At 44.0% G+C, this 17,848-nt stretch carries 20 protein-coding genes and 2 tRNA genes; 16 read left to right on the forward strand and 6 right to left on the reverse strand.

Features of this window, described 5'->3' with window-relative positions; translation table 11 throughout:
- Positions 1-58: 58 nt before the first annotated feature.
- Positions 59-2,581, reverse strand: coding sequence for a transglycosylase domain-containing protein (locus OD355_RS11085; RefSeq protein ID WP_263038550.1), 2,523 nt, complete (start codon positions 2,579-2,581; stop codon positions 59-61).
- A 244-nt stretch (positions 2,582-2,825) separates the two neighbouring features.
- On the opposite strand from OD355_RS11085, the gene OD355_RS11090 reads away from it, so the two are divergent.
- A tRNA-Leu gene (locus tag OD355_RS11090) sits at positions 2,826-2,907 on the forward strand.
- Positions 2,908-2,965: 58 nt separating this feature from the next.
- Here the strand turns inward: OD355_RS11090 and OD355_RS11095 are convergent.
- Both OD355_RS11095 and OD355_RS11100 read right to left on the reverse strand, forming a co-directional pair.
- On the reverse strand, positions 2,966-4,831 hold the full coding sequence (locus tag OD355_RS11095; RefSeq protein WP_263038551.1) for a right-handed parallel beta-helix repeat-containing protein: 1,866 nt from the start codon (positions 4,829-4,831) through the stop codon (positions 2,966-2,968).
- Positions 4,832-4,880: 49 nt separating this feature from the next.
- Entirely contained in the window at positions 4,881-5,063 is a 183-nt protein-coding gene (locus tag OD355_RS11100) for a hypothetical protein (protein WP_263038552.1), read from the reverse strand.
- A gap of 136 nt (positions 5,064-5,199) precedes the next feature.
- Here OD355_RS11100 and OD355_RS11105 point away from each other — a divergent pair, with 136 nt between their 5' ends.
- The 12 genes from OD355_RS11105 (at position 5,200) to OD355_RS11160 (ending at position 13,804) form a co-directional block, all read left to right on the forward strand.
- A complete protein-coding gene (locus tag OD355_RS11105) occupies positions 5,200-5,634 on the forward strand; it encodes an RrF2 family transcriptional regulator (RefSeq protein ID WP_263038553.1) in 435 nt (144 codons plus the stop codon).
- Between the two features lie 56 nt (positions 5,635-5,690).
- Positions 5,691-7,745 (forward strand): cbb3-type cytochrome c oxidase subunit I, encoded by a 2,055-nt coding sequence (locus OD355_RS11110; protein WP_263038554.1) that lies wholly within the window; start codon positions 5,691-5,693, stop codon positions 7,743-7,745.
- On the forward strand, positions 7,745-8,761 hold the full coding sequence (locus OD355_RS11115; RefSeq protein ID WP_263038555.1) for a cytochrome c: 1,017 nt from the start codon (positions 7,745-7,747) through the stop codon (positions 8,759-8,761). The genes OD355_RS11110 and OD355_RS11115 overlap by 1 nt, the downstream gene beginning before the upstream one ends.
- Before the next feature lies 1 nt (position 8,762).
- A complete protein-coding gene (locus OD355_RS11120; protein ID WP_263038556.1) occupies positions 8,763-9,038 on the forward strand; it encodes a hypothetical protein in 276 nt (91 codons plus the stop codon).
- Positions 9,025-9,435, forward strand: coding sequence for a cytochrome C (locus OD355_RS11125; protein ID WP_263038557.1), 411 nt, complete (start codon positions 9,025-9,027; stop codon positions 9,433-9,435). Before OD355_RS11120 ends, OD355_RS11125 begins: the two co-directional genes overlap by 14 nt.
- Positions 9,436-9,466: 31 nt before the next feature.
- Positions 9,467-9,787, forward strand: a complete 321-nt coding sequence (locus OD355_RS11130) for a cupin domain-containing protein (RefSeq protein ID WP_263038558.1) — start codon at positions 9,467-9,469, stop codon at positions 9,785-9,787.
- A 36-nt stretch (positions 9,788-9,823) separates the two neighbouring features.
- Positions 9,824-10,762, forward strand: a complete 939-nt coding sequence (gene ric / locus OD355_RS11135) for an iron-sulfur cluster repair di-iron protein (RefSeq protein ID WP_263038559.1) — start codon at positions 9,824-9,826, stop codon at positions 10,760-10,762.
- A complete protein-coding gene (locus OD355_RS11140) occupies positions 10,759-11,106 on the forward strand; it encodes a DUF488 domain-containing protein (RefSeq protein WP_263038560.1) in 348 nt (115 codons plus the stop codon). The genes ric and OD355_RS11140 overlap by 4 nt, the downstream gene beginning before the upstream one ends.
- 11 nt (positions 11,107-11,117) lie before the next feature.
- Positions 11,118-11,936 carry a DUF2249 domain-containing protein gene (locus OD355_RS11145; RefSeq protein WP_263038561.1) on the forward strand — a complete coding sequence of 273 codons (819 nt, stop codon included), beginning with the start codon at positions 11,118-11,120 and terminating at the stop codon, positions 11,934-11,936.
- 21 nt (positions 11,937-11,957) lie between these two features.
- Positions 11,958-13,226 carry a cbb3-type cytochrome c oxidase subunit I gene (locus tag OD355_RS11150; protein WP_263038562.1) on the forward strand — a complete coding sequence of 423 codons (1,269 nt, stop codon included), beginning with the start codon at positions 11,958-11,960 and terminating at the stop codon, positions 13,224-13,226.
- A gap of 11 nt (positions 13,227-13,237) precedes the next feature.
- The gene (locus OD355_RS11155) at positions 13,238-13,564 is read left to right on the forward strand and encodes a metal-sulfur cluster assembly factor (protein ID WP_263038563.1); all 327 of its coding nucleotides are present in this window, start codon (positions 13,238-13,240) and stop codon (positions 13,562-13,564) included.
- A gap of 96 nt (positions 13,565-13,660) precedes the next feature.
- Positions 13,661-13,804, forward strand: coding sequence for a hypervirulence associated TUDOR domain-containing protein (locus tag OD355_RS11160; RefSeq protein WP_263038564.1), 144 nt, complete (start codon positions 13,661-13,663; stop codon positions 13,802-13,804).
- Positions 13,805-13,889: 85 nt separating this feature from the next.
- Here the strand turns inward: OD355_RS11160 and OD355_RS11165 are convergent, their stop codons facing one another.
- The 3 genes from OD355_RS11165 to OD355_RS11175 all read right to left on the reverse strand — a co-directional run bounded on the left by OD355_RS11165 (position 13,890) and on the right by OD355_RS11175 (position 16,411).
- Positions 13,890-14,597: a DUF4197 domain-containing protein gene (locus OD355_RS11165; protein ID WP_263038565.1), complete on the reverse strand. Its 708-nt coding sequence runs from the start codon at positions 14,595-14,597 to the stop codon at positions 13,890-13,892.
- A gap of 137 nt (positions 14,598-14,734) precedes the next feature.
- Positions 14,735-15,514: a diaminopimelate epimerase gene (gene dapF, locus OD355_RS11170; protein WP_263038566.1), complete on the reverse strand. Its 780-nt coding sequence runs from the start codon at positions 15,512-15,514 to the stop codon at positions 14,735-14,737.
- A gap of 21 nt (positions 15,515-15,535) precedes the next feature.
- The gene (locus tag OD355_RS11175; protein ID WP_263038567.1) at positions 15,536-16,411 is read right to left on the reverse strand and encodes a nucleoside phosphorylase; all 876 of its coding nucleotides are present in this window, start codon (positions 16,409-16,411) and stop codon (positions 15,536-15,538) included.
- A gap of 88 nt (positions 16,412-16,499) precedes the next feature.
- Between OD355_RS11175 and OD355_RS11180 the strand changes: the two genes are divergently transcribed.
- The 3 genes from OD355_RS11180 to OD355_RS11190 all read left to right on the forward strand — a co-directional run bounded on the left by OD355_RS11180 (position 16,500) and on the right by OD355_RS11190 (position 17,833).
- Positions 16,500-16,570 (forward strand) — tRNA-Cys (locus tag OD355_RS11180).
- 46 nt (positions 16,571-16,616) lie between these two features.
- Complete coding sequence (locus tag OD355_RS11185; RefSeq protein WP_263038568.1) at positions 16,617-17,180, forward strand: Maf family protein; 564 nt, start codon at positions 16,617-16,619, stop codon at positions 17,178-17,180.
- Positions 17,181-17,281: 101 nt separating this feature from the next.
- A complete protein-coding gene (locus OD355_RS11190; RefSeq protein ID WP_263038569.1) occupies positions 17,282-17,833 on the forward strand; it encodes a hypothetical protein in 552 nt (183 codons plus the stop codon).
- Positions 17,834-17,848 lie beyond the last annotated feature (15 nt).

Genomic DNA, 17,848 nt, shown 5'->3' on the forward strand with positions numbered 1-17,848 from the left:
TCAATCACCAATCTCCAATCACCATTCACCATTCACCAATCACCATTCACCATTCACATTATGGCTTAGTCGCAGGTTCACTGTTGCCTTGCTGCTGGTCATTGTTTTCACGGTTGCGCTTCCCTCCAAACACACGGTTAAAAATATTCTGTCTTGGCTTTTGTTCCGCCTGACCCTGGTTTGGTGACTGGCCTGATGATGGGTCGGTTTTCTTTTCTACTTTGGCGCCGCCCACTGCAGGCTGGTTGCTGGTAGCACGGTCCATTGTATCGCTTTCTCCGCCTATTTCAGGTATCGAAGGAACGGCTTCATGAAGGAAAGGATCTTCAAAGCCTTCAATCTGTATCACAGAATCCGGCACAGGATCAAATACCCAGTCATAGAAGATAGACCTGTTATCGCTGTAGTATTCATTAAATGTAAGCGTATCTGTAATGCCTGTTTGCTTATCTTTCGTTGCTTTTTCATAGAAATATGCCCAGACAGGCATCGCCAGCCTGGAACCCTGGCCGGAAGTATTGCTTGATATTCTTATAAACCTGTCGTCGCAGCCCGTCCATACACCTGCGATCAGTTGCGGCGAGTAGCCAATATACCAGGCATCACTGTTGTCGTTGGTAGTACCTGTTTTTCCCGCGAGCTCGCCCTTTACCCCATAGCCCCAGATACCTCTGGCCGTACCTGAATTTACCACCTGCTGCATCATGGTAACGGTTTGTGTAGCTGCCATATCACTCACTACCTCTGTACGTTTAGGTGTATTTTGAAACAATACGGTGCCGTTGGAAGATTCAATCCTGGTCACCAGCATGGGGGCTACATTAAAACCTCTTCCCGGGAATATGCTGTACGCCTGCATCATTTCATACAATGAAATCTCTGCCGCTCCCAAAGCAATAGACGGGTATGGCTCCAGCTTTGATTTAATGCCGCAAAGCTTCAGGAAGTTTACAAACATTTTGGCTCCCTCATTTCTTTCAGGGTTCAACTGTTTCATGATGTAAGCCGTGGCACAGTTTCTGGACCATGCCAGTGCACTGGTCATACTCACTGTTCTGCCGGTACAGGTACTGCCTGTTGCAGGCACGGCGCCAAAGCCTTTAAAATATTGCTGCACATCCTGCACGCTGGTAGAAGGTGTAAAGCCTCCCTGGTCAATAGCCAGGCAATATAACAATGGCTTGATGGTAGATCCCACCTGCCTTTTGGTTTTTACATTCACGTGGTCGAAGCCGTAAGTTTTAAAATCAATACCGCCCACCCATGCTTTTACCGCTCCGCTGAGGGGTTCCATAGCCATGAAGCCTACCTGCAACATCTGCCGGTGGTATTTGATGGAGTCAAGCGGCGTCATTTCCACTCTTTCGCTCCTGTCTTTATTCCAGGCAAAAACGGTCATGGGTACTTTTACGGTAAAAGTTTTGGCATTATCTGCATCGCTCATGCCCCGGTCTTTGTTATTGCGCCAGCGTTCACTACGCTTCATCCAGTGGTCCAGTGTTCTTTTGCCTACGGATGTTTTCCATACGGAGCCGCTTTTGATATTTTGCTGGCTGTTGAGTATCTTCTGAGCGTAACTTAAATGTTTACTCACCGCCTCTTCTGCATACAACTGTAGCTTAGGGTTGATGGTGGTATAGATCTTAAGCCCGTCTTTGTAAACGTCATAGTTGGTGCCGTCTCCTTTCTTATGGGTGGCACACCATTCATTTACTTCGTTCAATAGCACTACCCTGAAGTAAGGAGCGATACCAGTAGCATCCGTTATTTTTTTATAACGGCTCATGTCTATGGGTTTAGATTTAAACTTATCGGCTTCCGCTTCGGTGATGTATTTATTGCGTGCCATCTGGTTGATCACCGTGTTTCTCCTGCGTAAAGAATTTTCAGGGTTCTTTCTCGGGTTGTAGTAAGTTGAGGCTTTGAGCATACCGATAAGTACCGCTGATTCGTCTATAGATAGCCTGTCGGGATTTTTCTGGTAAAAAGTACGGGCTGCGTTCCTGATGCCGTATACATTATCACCAAAAGGTACTGTATTTAAGTAAAGTGTAATAATCTCTTCCTTAGTAAAATTCCTTTCCAGTTTTATAGCAATGATGGCTTCTTTTATTTTCTGAATAAGCCTGGTAATTGTTTTTGTGCTATAATCGGTGAAGAGGTTCTTGGCTGTCTGCATGGTGATAGTACTACCACCGCCTTCTCTTCCGAGCGAGAACAAAGCTCTAGCCAGCGAACGCATGTCTATGCCGCTGTGATCGAAGAAGCGCTCATCTTCTGTTGCTATTAGAGATTGAATCACATATGGGCTGATCTCCTTGAAATCTACATTCACCCTGTCCTGCCGGTAAAATTTCCCCATCAGTGTACCGTCGTCTGCCAGTACCTGGCTGGCCTCTGATGCTTTTGGATTCTGCAATTCTTCAATGGATGGCATGCTGCCGAATGCGCCGAAATTTGCCAAAAGCAGTAACAGTATTACCGAGATAATACCTATAAAGAAAAGTTTCCACAACCACGATACAGCTTTGTTCGAACTGGTGGAGTTCTCCCTCAATTCATGCTTCATCTCTTTTGCCAAAGAATTTATTTTATGTGTAAAAATACGAACCTAACCGCAAAAATATCAATAAAATACCAGCCGCAAAGATAGAACTTAGTTTTTAAGAAAACATTGTTGCGCTATTATATGGCTTTAATTATAAATTGTTGACATACAGGTGCGATCGTACTATTTTACGAGAAAATACGCGCAAAAATTTGCCGGAACAAAATTAATCTTATATTTGCAGCCCGAATTACCGTTCGGACAGGTTCTTTACCAGGCGGATGTGGCGAAATTGGTAGACGCACTAGACTTAGGATCTAGCGCCGCGAGGCGTGCGGGTTCGACTCCCTCCATCCGCACTTACACATAGGGCTTCTCTAAAGAGAGGCCTTTTTTATAGCTCCAGCCAAATTTATCTTACTGATTATTACCAATTTTAATGGTTGCAGAATCACTCAATTCAATTCTTACATCCTCTGCAGGTTTTAAAATTTTTTGAAATTTGTTATTGCTGATTACCACGTTCCTCACTTTTTCAAAAAAGAACAGGTGCTTATTCCAGTGAAAAGGCGCAAATTCTTTGTTGTAAACAATAGTGTTGTTCTCAAAACGCAGGCCATTCGTAGACTTTGCATACAGAACCGGGCGGTCAAACATATCAAATTTGTTGTCTTTGATCACAATGCCTGAGTGGAAGTATTTTCGCTGGTTTTTTAAATCCGGTATTTCAGGATAAATAGAGATCACCGCATTGGTAAACTGATAATTTGCCGTAAGTGCATTGATAAACGTATTATTGCTGATCTCCACATCCTTACACGCGCCCGTCTCAAACCAGCCGTTGCAGTCGCCGCAAAGCAGTATGGCCGTACCGTGTGTATGATCAAAAATATTATCACTGCAAACCACTTTCTTAGGTGTACTGAACAGCGCTCCGCGTGCCCTGTTGTTTCTGATAATGTTGTTGGTAAAATAAACCTCAGGCGTCCAGGCAAGGTTTTCCAAACCGTATGTGCCATCTGCTGAAACCTGTGCAGGCAGAGGTTTTTCAAATACTATTTCAAATTCCCTGGCGCCAAAGTCGTCGGGCTTATCCAAGGGTTTTATGATTTTTATTTTATTGGTATAGTTATCTCCTACCAGTTCCATTTTTGCTGACTCTATAAATTGCACGTTATCTCCTGCTTCGCCCCATTTAAAGCCCCATGCCTGGGGGTGCATATACCTGGCATGAAGTGTATGGCCGTTTACTATTTTTACTACCCGCAGGTAGGTGCCGTGCACATTAATGGCATCATCTGCCATGCCTTCGTACAAACCATTCCTGGAAATGATCTTTCCCTTACAAGCAGAAAAATGGGTAGCATCTGCCTGTGTAGTAAAATAGCGCGGATCATCCTTTCCTTTCAGGGCTACTGCAAAACTATCCAGTGTAATGTTCTCACTCATTTGCGCGAGCATCCCCATACCTTCAGCGTAGTGTACTTTTACATTGTGCAAAGTAATGTCTTTGCTTTCGCTGACAAATATCCCCGGCGTTGGCCGGTAATAGGTGCGCAGTACATAGCGCTCACCGGGAGAGGTGAATGCGGCTTCCTTCCAGCCACTGATCTTCAGTACATCCGGCCTGACCTCCTCAACCGTGCGCGGTGAAAAACCTACATCCCTGCGTATGTAAGTGAGCCGTTTATTTTCATTGAAAGCCATTGCCACTGAGGGCTCAAATTCATAGCCCTCTCCCAGGACCACCAGCTTATTGTTTTTAATCTGGTAGTTGGCTTTGGGGTAAATCTCTGCAATTACTTCGCCCGTATTTTTATTTGCTTCCAATACATTCAGCTGCCGGAGCGCCGGCAGTTCAAAATCAAAAGAAATATTTTTTATGGTAATGTTCCGGCTATGCAGAATAGCCAGTGGTATCATGCGCCCGTGAAAGATAAATGTAGAGCCGTTCCCGTCTATCGTAATATTTTTTAATTGCTTCAGTTCTATACCAACTTTTTTAGGATTGTCCTGGTCATGATTGGAAATGTAGTATTCTCTTACCAACGCATCTGTCTCATAAAAATGATAAACACCTTTGGGAACATGAACGGTTAATGGTCCGGCATCTTTATGCGATTGCAAGAACTGCACCAGCTTTGCGGCGGCAACGGCAGTATTTTGCCTGCTGTCCGGCATCGCACCGAAATCTTTCAAATAAACCACATTGGCGGTTTTACAACCCGCAAGCAAAAACAACAGGAATATTAACCCGGAAAAAATATTCTTTAAAACGTGCATGAGCGCTAAATTATTAAGACATAGAATGAGCCGCAAAGATAATGGTTTATTAAAACTTGTGCCCGAAACTGAAAAACCCGCGCCATCCGCCAATAGCATTGGAATAGCTGAAATTTAATTTTACAGGGCCGATGATAGACAGATAGCCGAAATCAATGCTCTCGCCCGTGATACGGTAATCGTACTCACCGGAAAGCAATAGAAGATAGCAAAGGATAATTTTTGAGCGCATTCTGATGGCTTGTTACAATGTTTTGCAAAAATATGCGATAACTGCAATTACACAAGCATGTTTTAGCCTTCCGTTTTATTCGTATGTATTTGTCTGAATTAAAACATTTCTTATATTTGCACCGAAATCAAATAACATGCTTTCCAAAACCTGTGAATATGCCCTCAGGGCCATGATATACCTGGCACAGCATTCCAAAGACGGCAACATGGTAAACATTAAGGAGATATCAGAGAATATTGACTCGCCGGAACTTTTTATAGGGAAAATTTTACAGGGCTTGAGTAAAAAAGGTTTCCTTCAGTCGTCAAAAGGCAGGTATGGAGGATTTTATGTTAATGAAGAAAATGCCAAAGCTTCCCTTGCAGATATAATTATAGCTATCGACGGGGATAAGATATTCAAAGGTTGCGGCGTTGGCCTCAATTATTGTTCTGAGAAGAACCCGTGCCCCATACACCATGAGTACAAACACACCCGCAGGGAATTGTATAACATTTATAAGAAGGCAAATCTAAACCAGTTTAAATCAGGTCTGGAAAACGCAAAATTATTTTTGAAAAGGCAATAAAAAATTTTTTGAATTAAAATAGGACAAAAGGATACGAATATATAAATTTAAAGAAAATGTACAATTTTCAACCGCTCCATATATTACTGATATTATTGCTGATAGTAATAATCCTGATCGCATTGTGGATGCAGCAAAAAACAAAGAAAATGACTGATATGGCCAAAAAAGCACGTAAAGGTTTTGATGACCGCACATTCAAAAACCAGTTGGCAAAAATGGATGCAGATCAGGTAAATAAACTGCTGGCCTCAGTCAAACGTAAAAAACATGACCGGTCACATACAGCATCCATTTGGCTATTGCTTACGGGCATATTGGCTGCTTCCATACCGGCCTCTGCCCAGGCAACACAAGATACAAAGCCATTGCTATCAGAAACGGGCATACTTATCACGATATTTTTACTGATAATTCCGGTATTATTCGCGCTGATATTCATGGCCATTAAAATAAAGAAAGTAGCAGCCAGGCATAATGCAGACATCAATGAAAGAAAGGCGCGCAAGCTGGCAGAATATTTAGATTCCCTGCCGGCGGTGGAAATAGAGCAGGAAGCAGCAAAACGAAACGCTGCCATCAGCTACCGGCTTTCTCATAAAGAACTCTCCGGCGAACTGGCACCGGAAGACAGTAAAGGCTTAATCAGCATCCAGGAAGAAAAAGGTCTGCCGTTCGTTGCCATCAAAAGAAAAGCTGCATTACGTACAGCAGTGGCGCCTGAACTGAGCAGGCTGGTGATCTGGTACCTGATCACAGCTACCTTCTGGCTGATATTCGGTACCACGGTAGGTGAATACCTCGGGATAAAGTTTGTAGCGCCTGACGCTGACAGCCTTAGCTGGCTTAGCTTCGGGCGGTTGCGGCCGGTACACACAAACACGGTTTTCTGGGGGTGGGCGTCGCTGGGCATGCTGGGACTGGGATACTATTCCGTACCGCGGGTGGGCAATAAACCTTTATTTAGTTACAAGCTTGGCTGGTATGCCTTATACCTCATCAATGCCACAGTATTATTGGGAAACATTGCGCTGATGGCCGGCATCAACAATGGCGGCGGCGAGTACCGGGAATATATCTGGCCAATCATGTTGCTGTTCGGCATAGCGCTGGCGCTTACGCTGTACAACTTTTTAAAAACAATTGCACGCAGGGAAACCAAAGAGATTTACATTTCCAACTGGTATATTGTAGCAGCCATTATGTTCGGCATAACCATTGCAATCGTGGCTTATGTGCCTGCGTGGCAAAACGGGTTGGGAGAAACCATTATCCAGGGATACTACATGCACCAGGGCGTAGGCATGTGGTTTATGATGTTCACGCTTGGATTAGTGTATTACTATCTTCCACAGCAGCTAAACAAGCCGATCTATTCTTACAGCCTCGGTATTCTTGCATTCTGGACACAGATACTTTTCTATACGCTGATAGGCACGCACCATTTCGTTTTCAGCTCAATCCCCTGGTGGCTGCAGACAGTAGCTATCTTCGGAAGCGTAGGCATGGTAATACCTGTAGCAGCCGGCACCACCAACTTCCTGATGACGCTGAAAAGCGGCTGGTACCAGTTAGCCGACAGCTACACATTGCCTTTCTTCCTGGTAGGTACCATTTTTTACTTCACCGGTTCCATGCAGGGCACAGCAGAAGCATTCCGTTCCACAAATCTCCTGTGGCACTTCACAGACTTTACGGTAGCACATTCGCACCTGACCATGTACGGCATTATCAGCTTCTTCCTGTGGGCTGCCATCTATACTCTACTACCGCGCCTTACCAGGAATGAAGCGCCGCAGATCACCGTGGGTGCACACTTCTGGTTGGCGCTTATCGGCTTGCTGTTTTATACAGTGCCGCTGATGTACGGTAGTACCATCAGGGGAAAAATGTGGATGGAAGGCTTACCGTTTATTGATAGTGTGGTATTAATGGCGCCTCACTGGCTTTGGCGTGCTATCGGCGGCACACTGATGTGGATATCCCACTTCTTCTTTGCCTACAATCTCTATAAGATGATGCCTTCTACGCAGATAGTGGATGTAAACGAAAAAGCAATTGAAATATTACAGACAGAAAATAATTCTTCAAATTCTAAAACAATGGGGTAATGGAATGGTTCAATGATCATAAAAAATTATTTATAACAACAATTTTATTCTTTTTATTCTTAACTGTATTTGTTGCCATTCTTCCCGCACTCAACAATGAAAAAATAAACAGGCCTTTGCCCGGCGCCGAGCCATTAAGCAAAGAAGCTGTTGCAGGGAAAAAAATATACATCGCCAACGGTTGTGTAGCATGCCATACACAACAGGTGCGCAACGTGGATATGGATAAAGTATGGGGGCAGAGGCCTAGCGTGGCTGCCGACTATGCAGCCATTACCAGGACTGATTTATGGAGCAATACGGCAACACTCATGGGCACTGAACGTACCGGTCCTGACCTGACAGATGTAGGCAACAGGCAGGGAAGCCTGGAATGGAACCTGACGCATCTGTTCAACCCACGTATCTTGGTGAAAGAATCTATAATGCCAGCCTACTCCTGGCTGTTTGAAATTAAAAAAGAACCTGCTCCTGATGACGTTGTGGTGAATGTACCGGCGGGATATATAAAAGGCGAAGGAAAGGTGGTAGCCAAAAAAGAAGCGTTGCAGCTTGTTGCTTACCTGCAATCATTAAAGCAAACAAAGCTGCCCGACGGCAATGCAATACCTGAATTTCTTTACAAGCGGAAACCAAAAGCGGCAGCAGGCGAAAGCGGCGAAGCGCCCGCACTGGATGGCAGCGTGCTATACACCACACATTGCCAGGCCTGCCACCAGGCCGGCGGCGAAGGATTGCCCGGCGCATTTCCGCCATTAAAAGGCAGTAAAGTAGTAGTGGCTGACAGCATTGAAGTATTTGTAGACATCATACTCAACGGCTACAATGCCAGGGCAGGCGAAGGCTATGGCGCTATGCCGCCCGTAGGCACCACAGCTAACCTTACTGCAGAAGAAATTACCGCCATCATGAACCACGAAAGGACCAGCTGGGGCAACAGCGCGAAAAAAGTAACGGTGGAAGAAGTTAAAAAAATTATGGAATTTATAAAATCTCAACCTGCTAAAACAAAATAAAATGAAACAATTATTCCTACTTTTCCTACTGGCATGCGCACACACAGCCGGCTATGCCTGTAGCGCCTGTGAAAAACAGCAACCGAAAATGTTGCAGGGCATCACCCATGGCACCGGGCCGCAAAGCAACTGGGATTATGTAATCATCTGGTCAATAGCAATCATTGTGCTGATAACACTTTTTTATTCGCTGAAATTCCTGATCAGCCCGGGAGAAAAATCCGCAGACCATATTAAAAGATTAATGCTTAAAAAGGATAACAATGGACTCCAGTGAAGTAATCATATTTATAGACGATGATAAAGCGCCGATAGCACAATTGAAAGCGCCGGTAAACTTTGAGCTGGACACCCGTAAGCTGGTGGATGGCAAACATATGCTGCGCGTTGTAAGCAAAGATGCCACCGGTAAGGAAGGCATAAGGCTGATACCGTTCGAAGTCAGAAACGGGCCGGCCATTTCGGTGGAAGGCATAAAAGACAATGCAATTGTAAACGGTGTAGTGCCGATTATGGTGAATGCCTACAGCAAAGGCGATACAGAAAAATTCTACATCAGCGGGAGCGAAACGCCGCAAAGCATTCCAACCTGGATATGGGTAATCATCATTCTATTTACCGGCTGGGGGCTTTTTTTCCTGATCAGGTACTGGAGCATTACAGGAATTCAATAAATCCATAAGCAAAGAAATAAAACATATAGACATGCAAATAAAAATTCATGATATAGAATGGAAAACGGGCAAGGTAAAAGGCTTCCTGGCAAAAGAATTATTAAACCTTGAGAATGGCAGCCTGAAGCTGATCAGCGCAGAGCCGGGCAACAGCTATCCCATGCATACTCATCCGGATAAAACGGAGTTTGCTTATGTGCTGGAAGGCCACCCGCAATTTAAGATCGGTAGTAGCACCTACGAATCTTCACCGGGAGACTGCTTTATATTTCCTCAAAAAGAACATCATGCAATTATAAATCACACAGGCGGTAATTGTCTGATGCTTATAGGCGCTATCAAATCGGTATAACATTCACTTAATTTCATAACTTAAAAATTTAAAAAAATGGCAACAATAGGTACACTGAATGTAACAGTCATAGAACCAAGACTGAAACATCCGACTATCTTTAAACACTTCGATGAGCTGGAACCCGGCGAAGGCTTTGTAATCGAAAACGACCATGACCCGAAACCCTTGTACTATCAGCTTCTGGGCGAACGCGGTACGATCTTTACCTGGGAATATTTAGAGCAGGGCCCTCAATGGTGGAAAGTGCGCATAGCCAGGAAACAACAGGAGGCAAACGCAGAAACTGTAGGAGAGATCGCCGCAAAAGATATTCGCAAAGCGGAAATCTTTAAACAAAAAGGAATCGATTTTTGCTGCGGCGGCGATAAAACACTCAAAGAAGCCGGTGAAGAAGCAGGCATCAGTGAAGAAGAATTAAAAGCTGCCCTGCAAGCAGTAGAAGACAAGCCGCTCTCTGCTTCCCAGGACTACAACAAATGGGAGCTCGACTTCCTCGCAGATTATATTGTGAATACACATCACCGCTATGTAAAAGATAATGCCCAAACCATCAGCGGGCTGGCTGAAAAAGTAGCGCAACATCACGGCGAAAACCACCCGGAACTAAAAAAAGTAGCCCAGGCTGTAAATCATTTCCTGCAGGACCTGATCAACCATACTGAAAAGGAAGAGAAAGTCCTGTTTCCTGCCATTAAGGAAGCGGTAGCCGGGAAACGCAATGGCAGCAATGGCGCAGCACAAGACTCCATCAAACAGCCGATACTGATGATGCAGAAAGAACATGAAATAGCGGGCGAAGACCTTACGTATTTCCGCAAGCTTACCAACGACTATGCATTACCGGCAGATGCATGCAACTCCTACAATTACCTGTTTGAGAAAATGAAAGAGTTTGAAGCCGACCTGCATCAGCACATTCATCTGGAAAACAACATCCTTTTCCCCAAAGCTGCAGCGCTCGAAGCCAAATGATACAAATCAAACGCGTTTACGAGCAGGCAGAAAATAATGATGGCTACAGGGTTTTAGTTGACAGGCTCTGGCCGCGCGGGATGAAAAAAAGTGAGGTATCAGCAGATGAGTGGCTGAAAGACATAGCACCATCTGCTTCACTCCGCCAATGGTTTAACCATGATCCTGCCAAGTGGAAAGAATTCAAGAAGCGGTATAAAGCAGAATTGAAAAACAACGAAGCAACCAAACGCCTGAAGCAGATCATTAAAGAGCAACCCGTTGTAACACTGGTGTATGCTGCAAAAGATACAATACACAACCAGGCAGCAGTGTTGCAACACCTGTATACATTTGAAGATTAAATAAAATCCATATGGAGATTAATAGCAATACCAAAATATCCGAGCTCATCAAAGCCAACAAAGCAAGCATAGAGGCTATTGCGCGCATAGCCAAACCGCTGGAACGTTTAAAAAATCCTATTCTGCGGAAGGTGATGGCATCGCGGGTGACCATTGCTGAAGCTGCAAAAATGGGCGGCACCACAGAGGAAAAAATAGCAGAAGCATTGGAAAACATCGGCTTTATATTTGAGAAATCCGCAGATAATATTTCCGCTCAAAACCCCAAGCCTGCATGGCTGTTGCAGGCCGGAAGCGATGATATCATCAGGTTTGACGTAAGGCCGATCATAGAGAACGGCACAGACCCGCTGAAAGAAATTCTGCACCAATTCAAGGAAACGCCGGATGGAAAAATATTGTGCATCATCAACAGCTTTGTGCCTACGCCGCTGATACACCTGCTGGAGAAAGAAAAAGCAGCAGGCAGCTATGTTGAAACTATCTCAAACAATGAGTTTCACACATATTTCTTAAAGAAACAAAAGCATGCCCAAACACAAACGGCAGATGATGATGTAATGATGGATGATGCTCAAAGTTTTGAAAAAATATGCAGCAGGTTCCCCCGGGAAAAAATCAAAGAAATTGATGTGCGCCATCTGGAGATGCCACTGCCTATGCAAACCATTTTAGGTAAACTGGAAATACTGCCCGGCGGCGAAGCCTTGTACGTGCATCACAAGCGTGTACCAGTGTACCTACTGGAAGAATTAGCGGATAAAAATTTCCGGATACATGTGCACAACATCAGTGAGGGAAATGTAAAGATGCTTATATTTAAAAATTAATCAGAACGCAGAAACTCCATTATGAGCCATATAGACATCGGCAAGGCGCCGCCGGGCACTGCAGTATTACCTTTTTACTTCACAGGTGCATTGGCATTTTTTATACTGTGCCTGTTGATGTTCCTGAGCGCTGAAAGCCTTACAGCACATTATTTCAATCCTCACTTGCTCACCATGGTACATACAGCAGCTATCGGCTGGGGAACCATGGTCATATTCGGTGCGGCGCATCAATTGCTGCCCGTGATCTGTGAGCGCGACCTGTATAGCCCGTCAGCCGCGGGCTTTAGCTGGTATACACTTGCCACCGGAGCTGCCTTGCTCGGATTTTCATTCTGGAACTTTACCACAGGCTGGCTGATGATATTGGGCGGCAGCCTGGTTGTTTGTTCATCCCTGCTCTATTGTGTAAATGTGTTTTTTACAACCCGTATCTGCAAAAAATATTCTGTACAGAAGCTGTTCCTAATTTCATCGGCAGTGTGGCTGCTGTTTACCACCACAGTGGGCCTGCTCTTAGCCATAAACCTGAGTAATTCTTTTTTCGAAAAAAATCATTTAGACATTTTGAAACTGCACGCCCATGCGGGTTTAGCAGGTTGGTTCCTGCAGTTGATAGCCGGTGTAAGCAGCAAGCTGGTGCCGATGTTCCTATTGGGCAAATCAGGCAAAGAAAAGTTATTGATCTATGCTTTTGTATTGCAGAATGCCGGACTTTCAGCTTTTTTATTGGACGGCTATTTCTCAGCAAGCAGCGCGCGCTTCATGGTATATGCGCTGATTGTGCTGGCCGGCATTGCCTGCTGGATGGCCTACCTCGCAGATACTTATAAAAACAGGATCAAAAAGAAAACAGACATACAGATGAAGCATACTTTTATATCTATGCTTTGCCTGCTTGCAGCTGTCTTGCTAATACCGGTGATACATTTCTTTAAAGGCAACCAATGGACAATACTGTACGGCACACTTTTATTTATGGGATGGATCACTGCTATCATACTCGGCAAAACCTTTAAAACATTGCCTTTCATTGTGTGGAACGAACATTACAAAAACCTTTCGGGCAAAGTAAAAGTGCCGCTGCCTAAGCACCTGTACAATGAAAAGCTGGTAGCAATCCAGTTCCGGCTGTTTATAGCGGCATTGCTTTCGCTTGCAGCAGGCATTGTATTCAATCATATTTTTGTAATACGTTGCTCGCTGGCAATATGGATAGCGGTATCTGTTTTATATTTGTATAATGTTGTAAAGACTTTAATGCACAAAACAACTACGACGGATTTATAAACAAAACTAAGATGGTAATACTGCCGACAGATAAACACTTCAACGAGAAAAACAAAGCCCTGGAAGCGCTCTACAAAGTAATCGACCCGGAGCTGTTCATTAATATTGTAGACCTGGGACTGATCTATGACATTGAATTTAAAGATGAAAAGAATATCGTGGTAACAATGACTTTATCTACACCTCACTGCCCGATGGGCGAAGCTATTACAAACGGTGTAAAGAATGCCCTGGAAATTGCCTTTCCGGCCATGACGCCGGAAATTAACTTAACCTTCGATCCGCTGTGGAGCTTTGAAATGCTTACACCGGAAGGCAGGGAACAATTGGGCATGTAACTATCTGTTTAAGAAAATTATCATGTAAAATTCAAAACAGGGGAACGATGTAAGCTGGAACTCAGAAGCCGGAAGGCTTCCAGGAAAATCATCAAAGTGCATACAAAAAATTTCAGGTATAAAGGCTACCACCCTCTCGCCAGTGAGGAAGATCAGCAGTATGAAATTAAAAGCCACAAGTCAGATCACATTGCCGCACACAAAGCCAGAGCGCTCACCAAATTAGCAAAGGAGGATTAAAATTTGTTCGCCCAACGAAAAAAGGTGTCTCATCCGTTGTGGTACAATTTTGATAAGGCACCTTTGAAATTATACAGAACTACAATTAGAAATTCCCTGGATTGGCAAAAACGATCCGCAACACTTCAGATGTGCGAGCTGCCACGTTCTGTCGGATATTTACTTCTTCCTGAGCTATGAGGTTAAACATGCCGTTCATAGCCTGTTGCGCCACGAATTCAGAAAGATCAGTAGAAATTTTTGCGTTGCCGATCGGCAATGCGTTAATGGTATTAGCTATCCTGGAATAAGTTGTCAGTGCTTCGCTGTTGCCAAGCTTTTCAGACACAATCGGCAAAAAAGCCTGTATTAACTGGCCGGAAGTTTTCTGCCTGAAAAAGTTTGTGATGGAATGTTGGCCCCCATTCACCAGTTGGATGGCATCTGCGATAGTGATGTTCTGGATGGCGTTTTTAAAAATAGGTTCAGCGGCATTGATAGCCATTTTAGCTCCCTCGTTGATCTGTGAAACTACGTTGTTGACAAGGCTGCCCATACCAAGCTGCTCCAGGGTATTTACTACGTTCGCCAGGTCTTTGGGCAGGAAGAGCTTATACAATTCATTAGAGTTTCCGTTGTAGGAGGTAATACCTCTTAACACACCGTTTAAAAGCACTTCACGGATAGCTCTTGAAGCTAATGATTCTTTACTTTGCCCCAGTACAGAGCCTAAAATACCCGGATTATTCATAGTGCCGCAAGAGGTCACTGCCAACATAGAGACAAGCGAAAGGCCTACTAATAACTTTTTCATGACGTTGTTTTTTGTTTTTAATGGCCATATGTAACGTGTAACAGATGCCGGTAACGCGCAGGCAGCCGCAACAGGCGTTTCATATGCTGTTTAAAGGGTTAATTTTCTATTCATTGACAATGTCAATTATTGAAAGATTAAACATTAATCGTGCCATTAAATACACATTCTGCAGGGCCGCAAAGGCGGATATTGGTAAAACGATTATCTGATTTTACAAACTCTATAGCAAGGCTGCCTCCTAAAGTTTCCACGTACACTCTGCTGAAGCCCTTTGTATGTGGCTGAAACGTAAGCGCTGCCGCAGTTACACCAGTGCCGCAGCTAAGTGTTTCATCTTCTACACCACGCTCATAAGTCCTTACGAATATAGCGTTATCACTGATTACTTTTACAAAATTTACATTTGCTCCTTCGGGAGCCACAGCATCACTGTATCTTATACTTCTCCCTTCATCAAAAACCTTGTATTGGCGCAGGTCCTCTTCCACAATCCGCACGTAGTGCGGGCTGCCGGTATCCAGTATAAAATCATTTCCCGCATTTTTAACCGATTCTACATCATTCATTTTTAAATTTATCCAGCGTGTTTCATGGTCAATGGCAGCAATATGCTCACCGTCTATGGCCCAAAAATGATATTCCTGTTTCTGAATCCCCAGCTGCCTTGCAAACTGTACGGCACACCTGCCGCCGTTTCCACACATGCTGCGTGAGCCGTCGCGGTTGATGTAGTCCATTTCAAAGTCGTAACCATCTTTATTTTTCAGAATGATGATACCATCTGCACCAATGCCAAATTTGCGGTCGCATAGTTTTGAGACCTGTTCTTTACTAAGCGCTATCTCCCGCTCCCTGCCATCAATCATTACAAAATCATTGCCTGTGCCCTGGTACTTGCTGAAATTAATTGTCATCGTGTTTGAAATAATTTACCTTTAGATAGCCGCTAAAATACTTAAAACGTACTGAATAGTTTTATCTACAGAAGCTTTTCCGTCTTTAGAGAATGTTTTACTTACACGGTTAGCCACCACGGTATTTATGCTCAGGCACTGGTGGCCCAAGAGTTTGCCAAGGCCGTAAATAGCGCTGGTTTCCATTTCAAAGTTCGCGATCCTGTGCTGGCCATAGCGGAAGGTGGTGAGCGAATCCACTAACTTAGGATAGTGGAGGCCTAAACGCAATACCCTGCCCTGCGGCCCGTAGAAACCGGGGCAGGTGACTGTAATGCCATGATGGAAGCCTTCTACAAAGTGCTTCAATACAGATGAGCCTGCTGAAGAAATGTATGGCCGGGAATTGCCGTCTAGCTGCGTAAAAGCCAGGAAATGCTGCAAGAGCTCTTTTTCTTCATCATTATTTTCCATGCGGTAATAATTTAGCAGGTTATCAATGCCCAGGCCGTGTGTGCCAACAACCATGCTGTCTACAGGAATATCTTCCTGGAGGGAACCGCATGTACCTATCCGCAAAATGGTGAGCGCTGTAAGCTTTTCTTTCACTACACGGTCTTCAAAATCTATATTCTTCAGTGCATCCAGCTCGTTCATTACAATATCAATATTATCCGGACCAATGCCTGTACCCACACAGCTGATCCGTTTGCCTTTTACGGTGCCGGTATGTGTCACGAACTCGCGGTGCTGTCTTTTCACCTCCACCTGGTCGAAATATTTGCTCACTTCTGCTACACGGTCAGGGTCGCCAACGGTAATTATGGTATCTGCCAGTTCTTCCGGCCGCACGTCAAGATGATAGATCGCGCCGCGGCTGTTGATGATCAGTTCACTTTCAGGAATAGCCTGTGTCATATTGTTTATTTTTAATTACGCTAATTTAAATCAATAAATAAACATTGCCAATTTGATAAATTTTTATTATTTTTGCCGTCCAATATTTGGCTCTGTGGCCGAGGGGTTAGGCAGAGCTCTGCAAAAGCTTGCACAGCGGTTCGAATCCGCTCGGAGCCTCAAAAAATCCTGTCATAATCTGGCAGGATTTTTTATTTTTACTCTCATGGAAAAAATTATACTCGCGTCTCAATCGCCGCGCAGGAAACAATTACTGGAAATGGCAGAAATACCTTTCGAGGTATGTGCTGCTGAAACTGATGAGACCTTTCCTGACAATCTATCATTGTATGAAATACCGGAATACATTGCGTTGCAGAAAGCATTGGCTGTACAACAAAATAATCCGGGCAAGATCATCCTTGCCGCAGATACCATTGTAACCATTCATAATAAAATCATCGGCAAACCCACAGACAGCGAAGATGCTATAAACATACTCAGCAGGCTGAGCGGCCACACACACCTGGTGATTTCCGGTGTCGTGATCCTTGCAGCAGAACATAAGATAAGCTTTCATGAAGTGACAGAAGTAAGTTTTCATGAATTAACTAAAGACCAGATTATTCATTACGTAGAGAAGTACAAACCGTTTGATAAAGCCGGGGCGTACGCCATACAGGAATGGATCGGCGCTGTAGGCATCGGGTCTATCAACGGAGATTATTACAACGTTGTGGGGCTGCCTGTAAGCAAGGTGGTGAAAGAGTTACAGAAGCTAAATTTATAAGAATGTAAATCAACCTTGTTATTATCTTTTAAATTTTTTATTATTTCCTTATGTAGTTTTTTAGTTGCTTAAAGTAGTAACTTTAATTAAACAGAACTGCTATGAAAAAAGAATTTTTCACAAAAATACTTTCTTCTGCTTTCTTATTGCTTTTTAGTACCGGTGCACAAGCACAGTTTCAAGGCGATAGCCTTTTTTGGATAGATGGTAGTGTGGGGCTGGTATTGCATGACCCTGGTCTTATATCGAATATTATTGGCGCCAACTACCAACACGACAAGTGGATTTACAGGGGACGCTATGGCAACTATACCGACTATGCACTAATGGGAGAAAATCAGTTTAACCTGCATGAATTTTCAGCAATGGCCGGCAAAAGACAACTGAACAGGCTTTCACACCTGTATGGTAGCGCGGGACTTGGTTTTCTTACAGGAAAAATCACAGACCAAATGGTAACCAATAGCGGTGGCACAACCACCACAATACTTATTGTTCAAAAAATTTCTACGGTTTGCATCCCGTTTGAATGTGAGTATATGTTTATACCTGCAAAATTTACCGGCATAGGCATCGGCATCAACGGCAACCTGAACCTGAAAAGGCCATTGATAGGTGTACAATTAAAATTCAGCTTAGGCAAAGTAAGGTAACAAAAAATCCCGGTT

The sequence above is a fragment of the Haoranjiania flava genome, assembly GCF_025631005.1.
In the GTDB taxonomy this organism is placed as follows: Bacteria; Bacteroidota; Bacteroidia; order Chitinophagales; family Chitinophagaceae; genus Haoranjiania; species Haoranjiania flava.

Excerpts from the sequence above, each read along its gene's own strand:
- ric (WP_263038559.1), top strand. The coding sequence starts at position 9,824 with ATGGCAACAATAGGTACACTGAATGTAACAGTCATAGAACCAAGACTG.
- OD355_RS11105 (WP_263038553.1), top strand. The coding sequence starts at position 5,200 with ATGCTTTCCAAAACCTGTGAATATGCCCTCAGGGCCATGATATACCTG.
- OD355_RS11120 (WP_263038556.1), top strand. The coding sequence starts at position 8,763 with ATGAAACAATTATTCCTACTTTTCCTACTGGCATGCGCACACACAGCC.
- OD355_RS11175 (WP_263038567.1), bottom strand. The coding sequence starts at position 16,411 with ATGACACAGGCTATTCCTGAAAGTGAACTGATCATCAACAGCCGCGGC.
- OD355_RS11185 (WP_263038568.1), top strand. The coding sequence starts at position 16,617 with ATGGAAAAAATTATACTCGCGTCTCAATCGCCGCGCAGGAAACAATTA.
- OD355_RS11145 (WP_263038561.1), top strand. The coding sequence starts at position 11,118 with ATGGAGATTAATAGCAATACCAAAATATCCGAGCTCATCAAAGCCAAC.
- OD355_RS11150 (WP_263038562.1), top strand. The coding sequence starts at position 11,958 with ATGAGCCATATAGACATCGGCAAGGCGCCGCCGGGCACTGCAGTATTA.
- OD355_RS11165 (WP_263038565.1), bottom strand. The coding sequence starts at position 14,597 with ATGAAAAAGTTATTAGTAGGCCTTTCGCTTGTCTCTATGTTGGCAGTG.
- OD355_RS11095 (WP_263038551.1), bottom strand. The coding sequence starts at position 4,831 with ATGCACGTTTTAAAGAATATTTTTTCCGGGTTAATATTCCTGTTGTTT.
- dapF (WP_263038566.1), bottom strand. The coding sequence starts at position 15,514 with ATGACAATTAATTTCAGCAAGTACCAGGGCACAGGCAATGATTTTGTA.
- OD355_RS11140 (WP_263038560.1), top strand. The coding sequence starts at position 10,759 with ATGATACAAATCAAACGCGTTTACGAGCAGGCAGAAAATAATGATGGC.
- OD355_RS11110 (WP_263038554.1), top strand. The coding sequence starts at position 5,691 with ATGTACAATTTTCAACCGCTCCATATATTACTGATATTATTGCTGATA.
- OD355_RS11100 (WP_263038552.1), bottom strand. The coding sequence starts at position 5,063 with ATGCGCTCAAAAATTATCCTTTGCTATCTTCTATTGCTTTCCGGTGAG.
- OD355_RS11190 (WP_263038569.1), top strand. The coding sequence starts at position 17,282 with ATGAAAAAAGAATTTTTCACAAAAATACTTTCTTCTGCTTTCTTATTG.
- OD355_RS11155 (WP_263038563.1), top strand. The coding sequence starts at position 13,238 with ATGGTAATACTGCCGACAGATAAACACTTCAACGAGAAAAACAAAGCC.
- OD355_RS11115 (WP_263038555.1), top strand. The coding sequence starts at position 7,745 with ATGGAATGGTTCAATGATCATAAAAAATTATTTATAACAACAATTTTA.
- OD355_RS11130 (WP_263038558.1), top strand. The coding sequence starts at position 9,467 with ATGCAAATAAAAATTCATGATATAGAATGGAAAACGGGCAAGGTAAAA.
- OD355_RS11125 (WP_263038557.1), top strand. The coding sequence starts at position 9,025 with ATGGACTCCAGTGAAGTAATCATATTTATAGACGATGATAAAGCGCCG.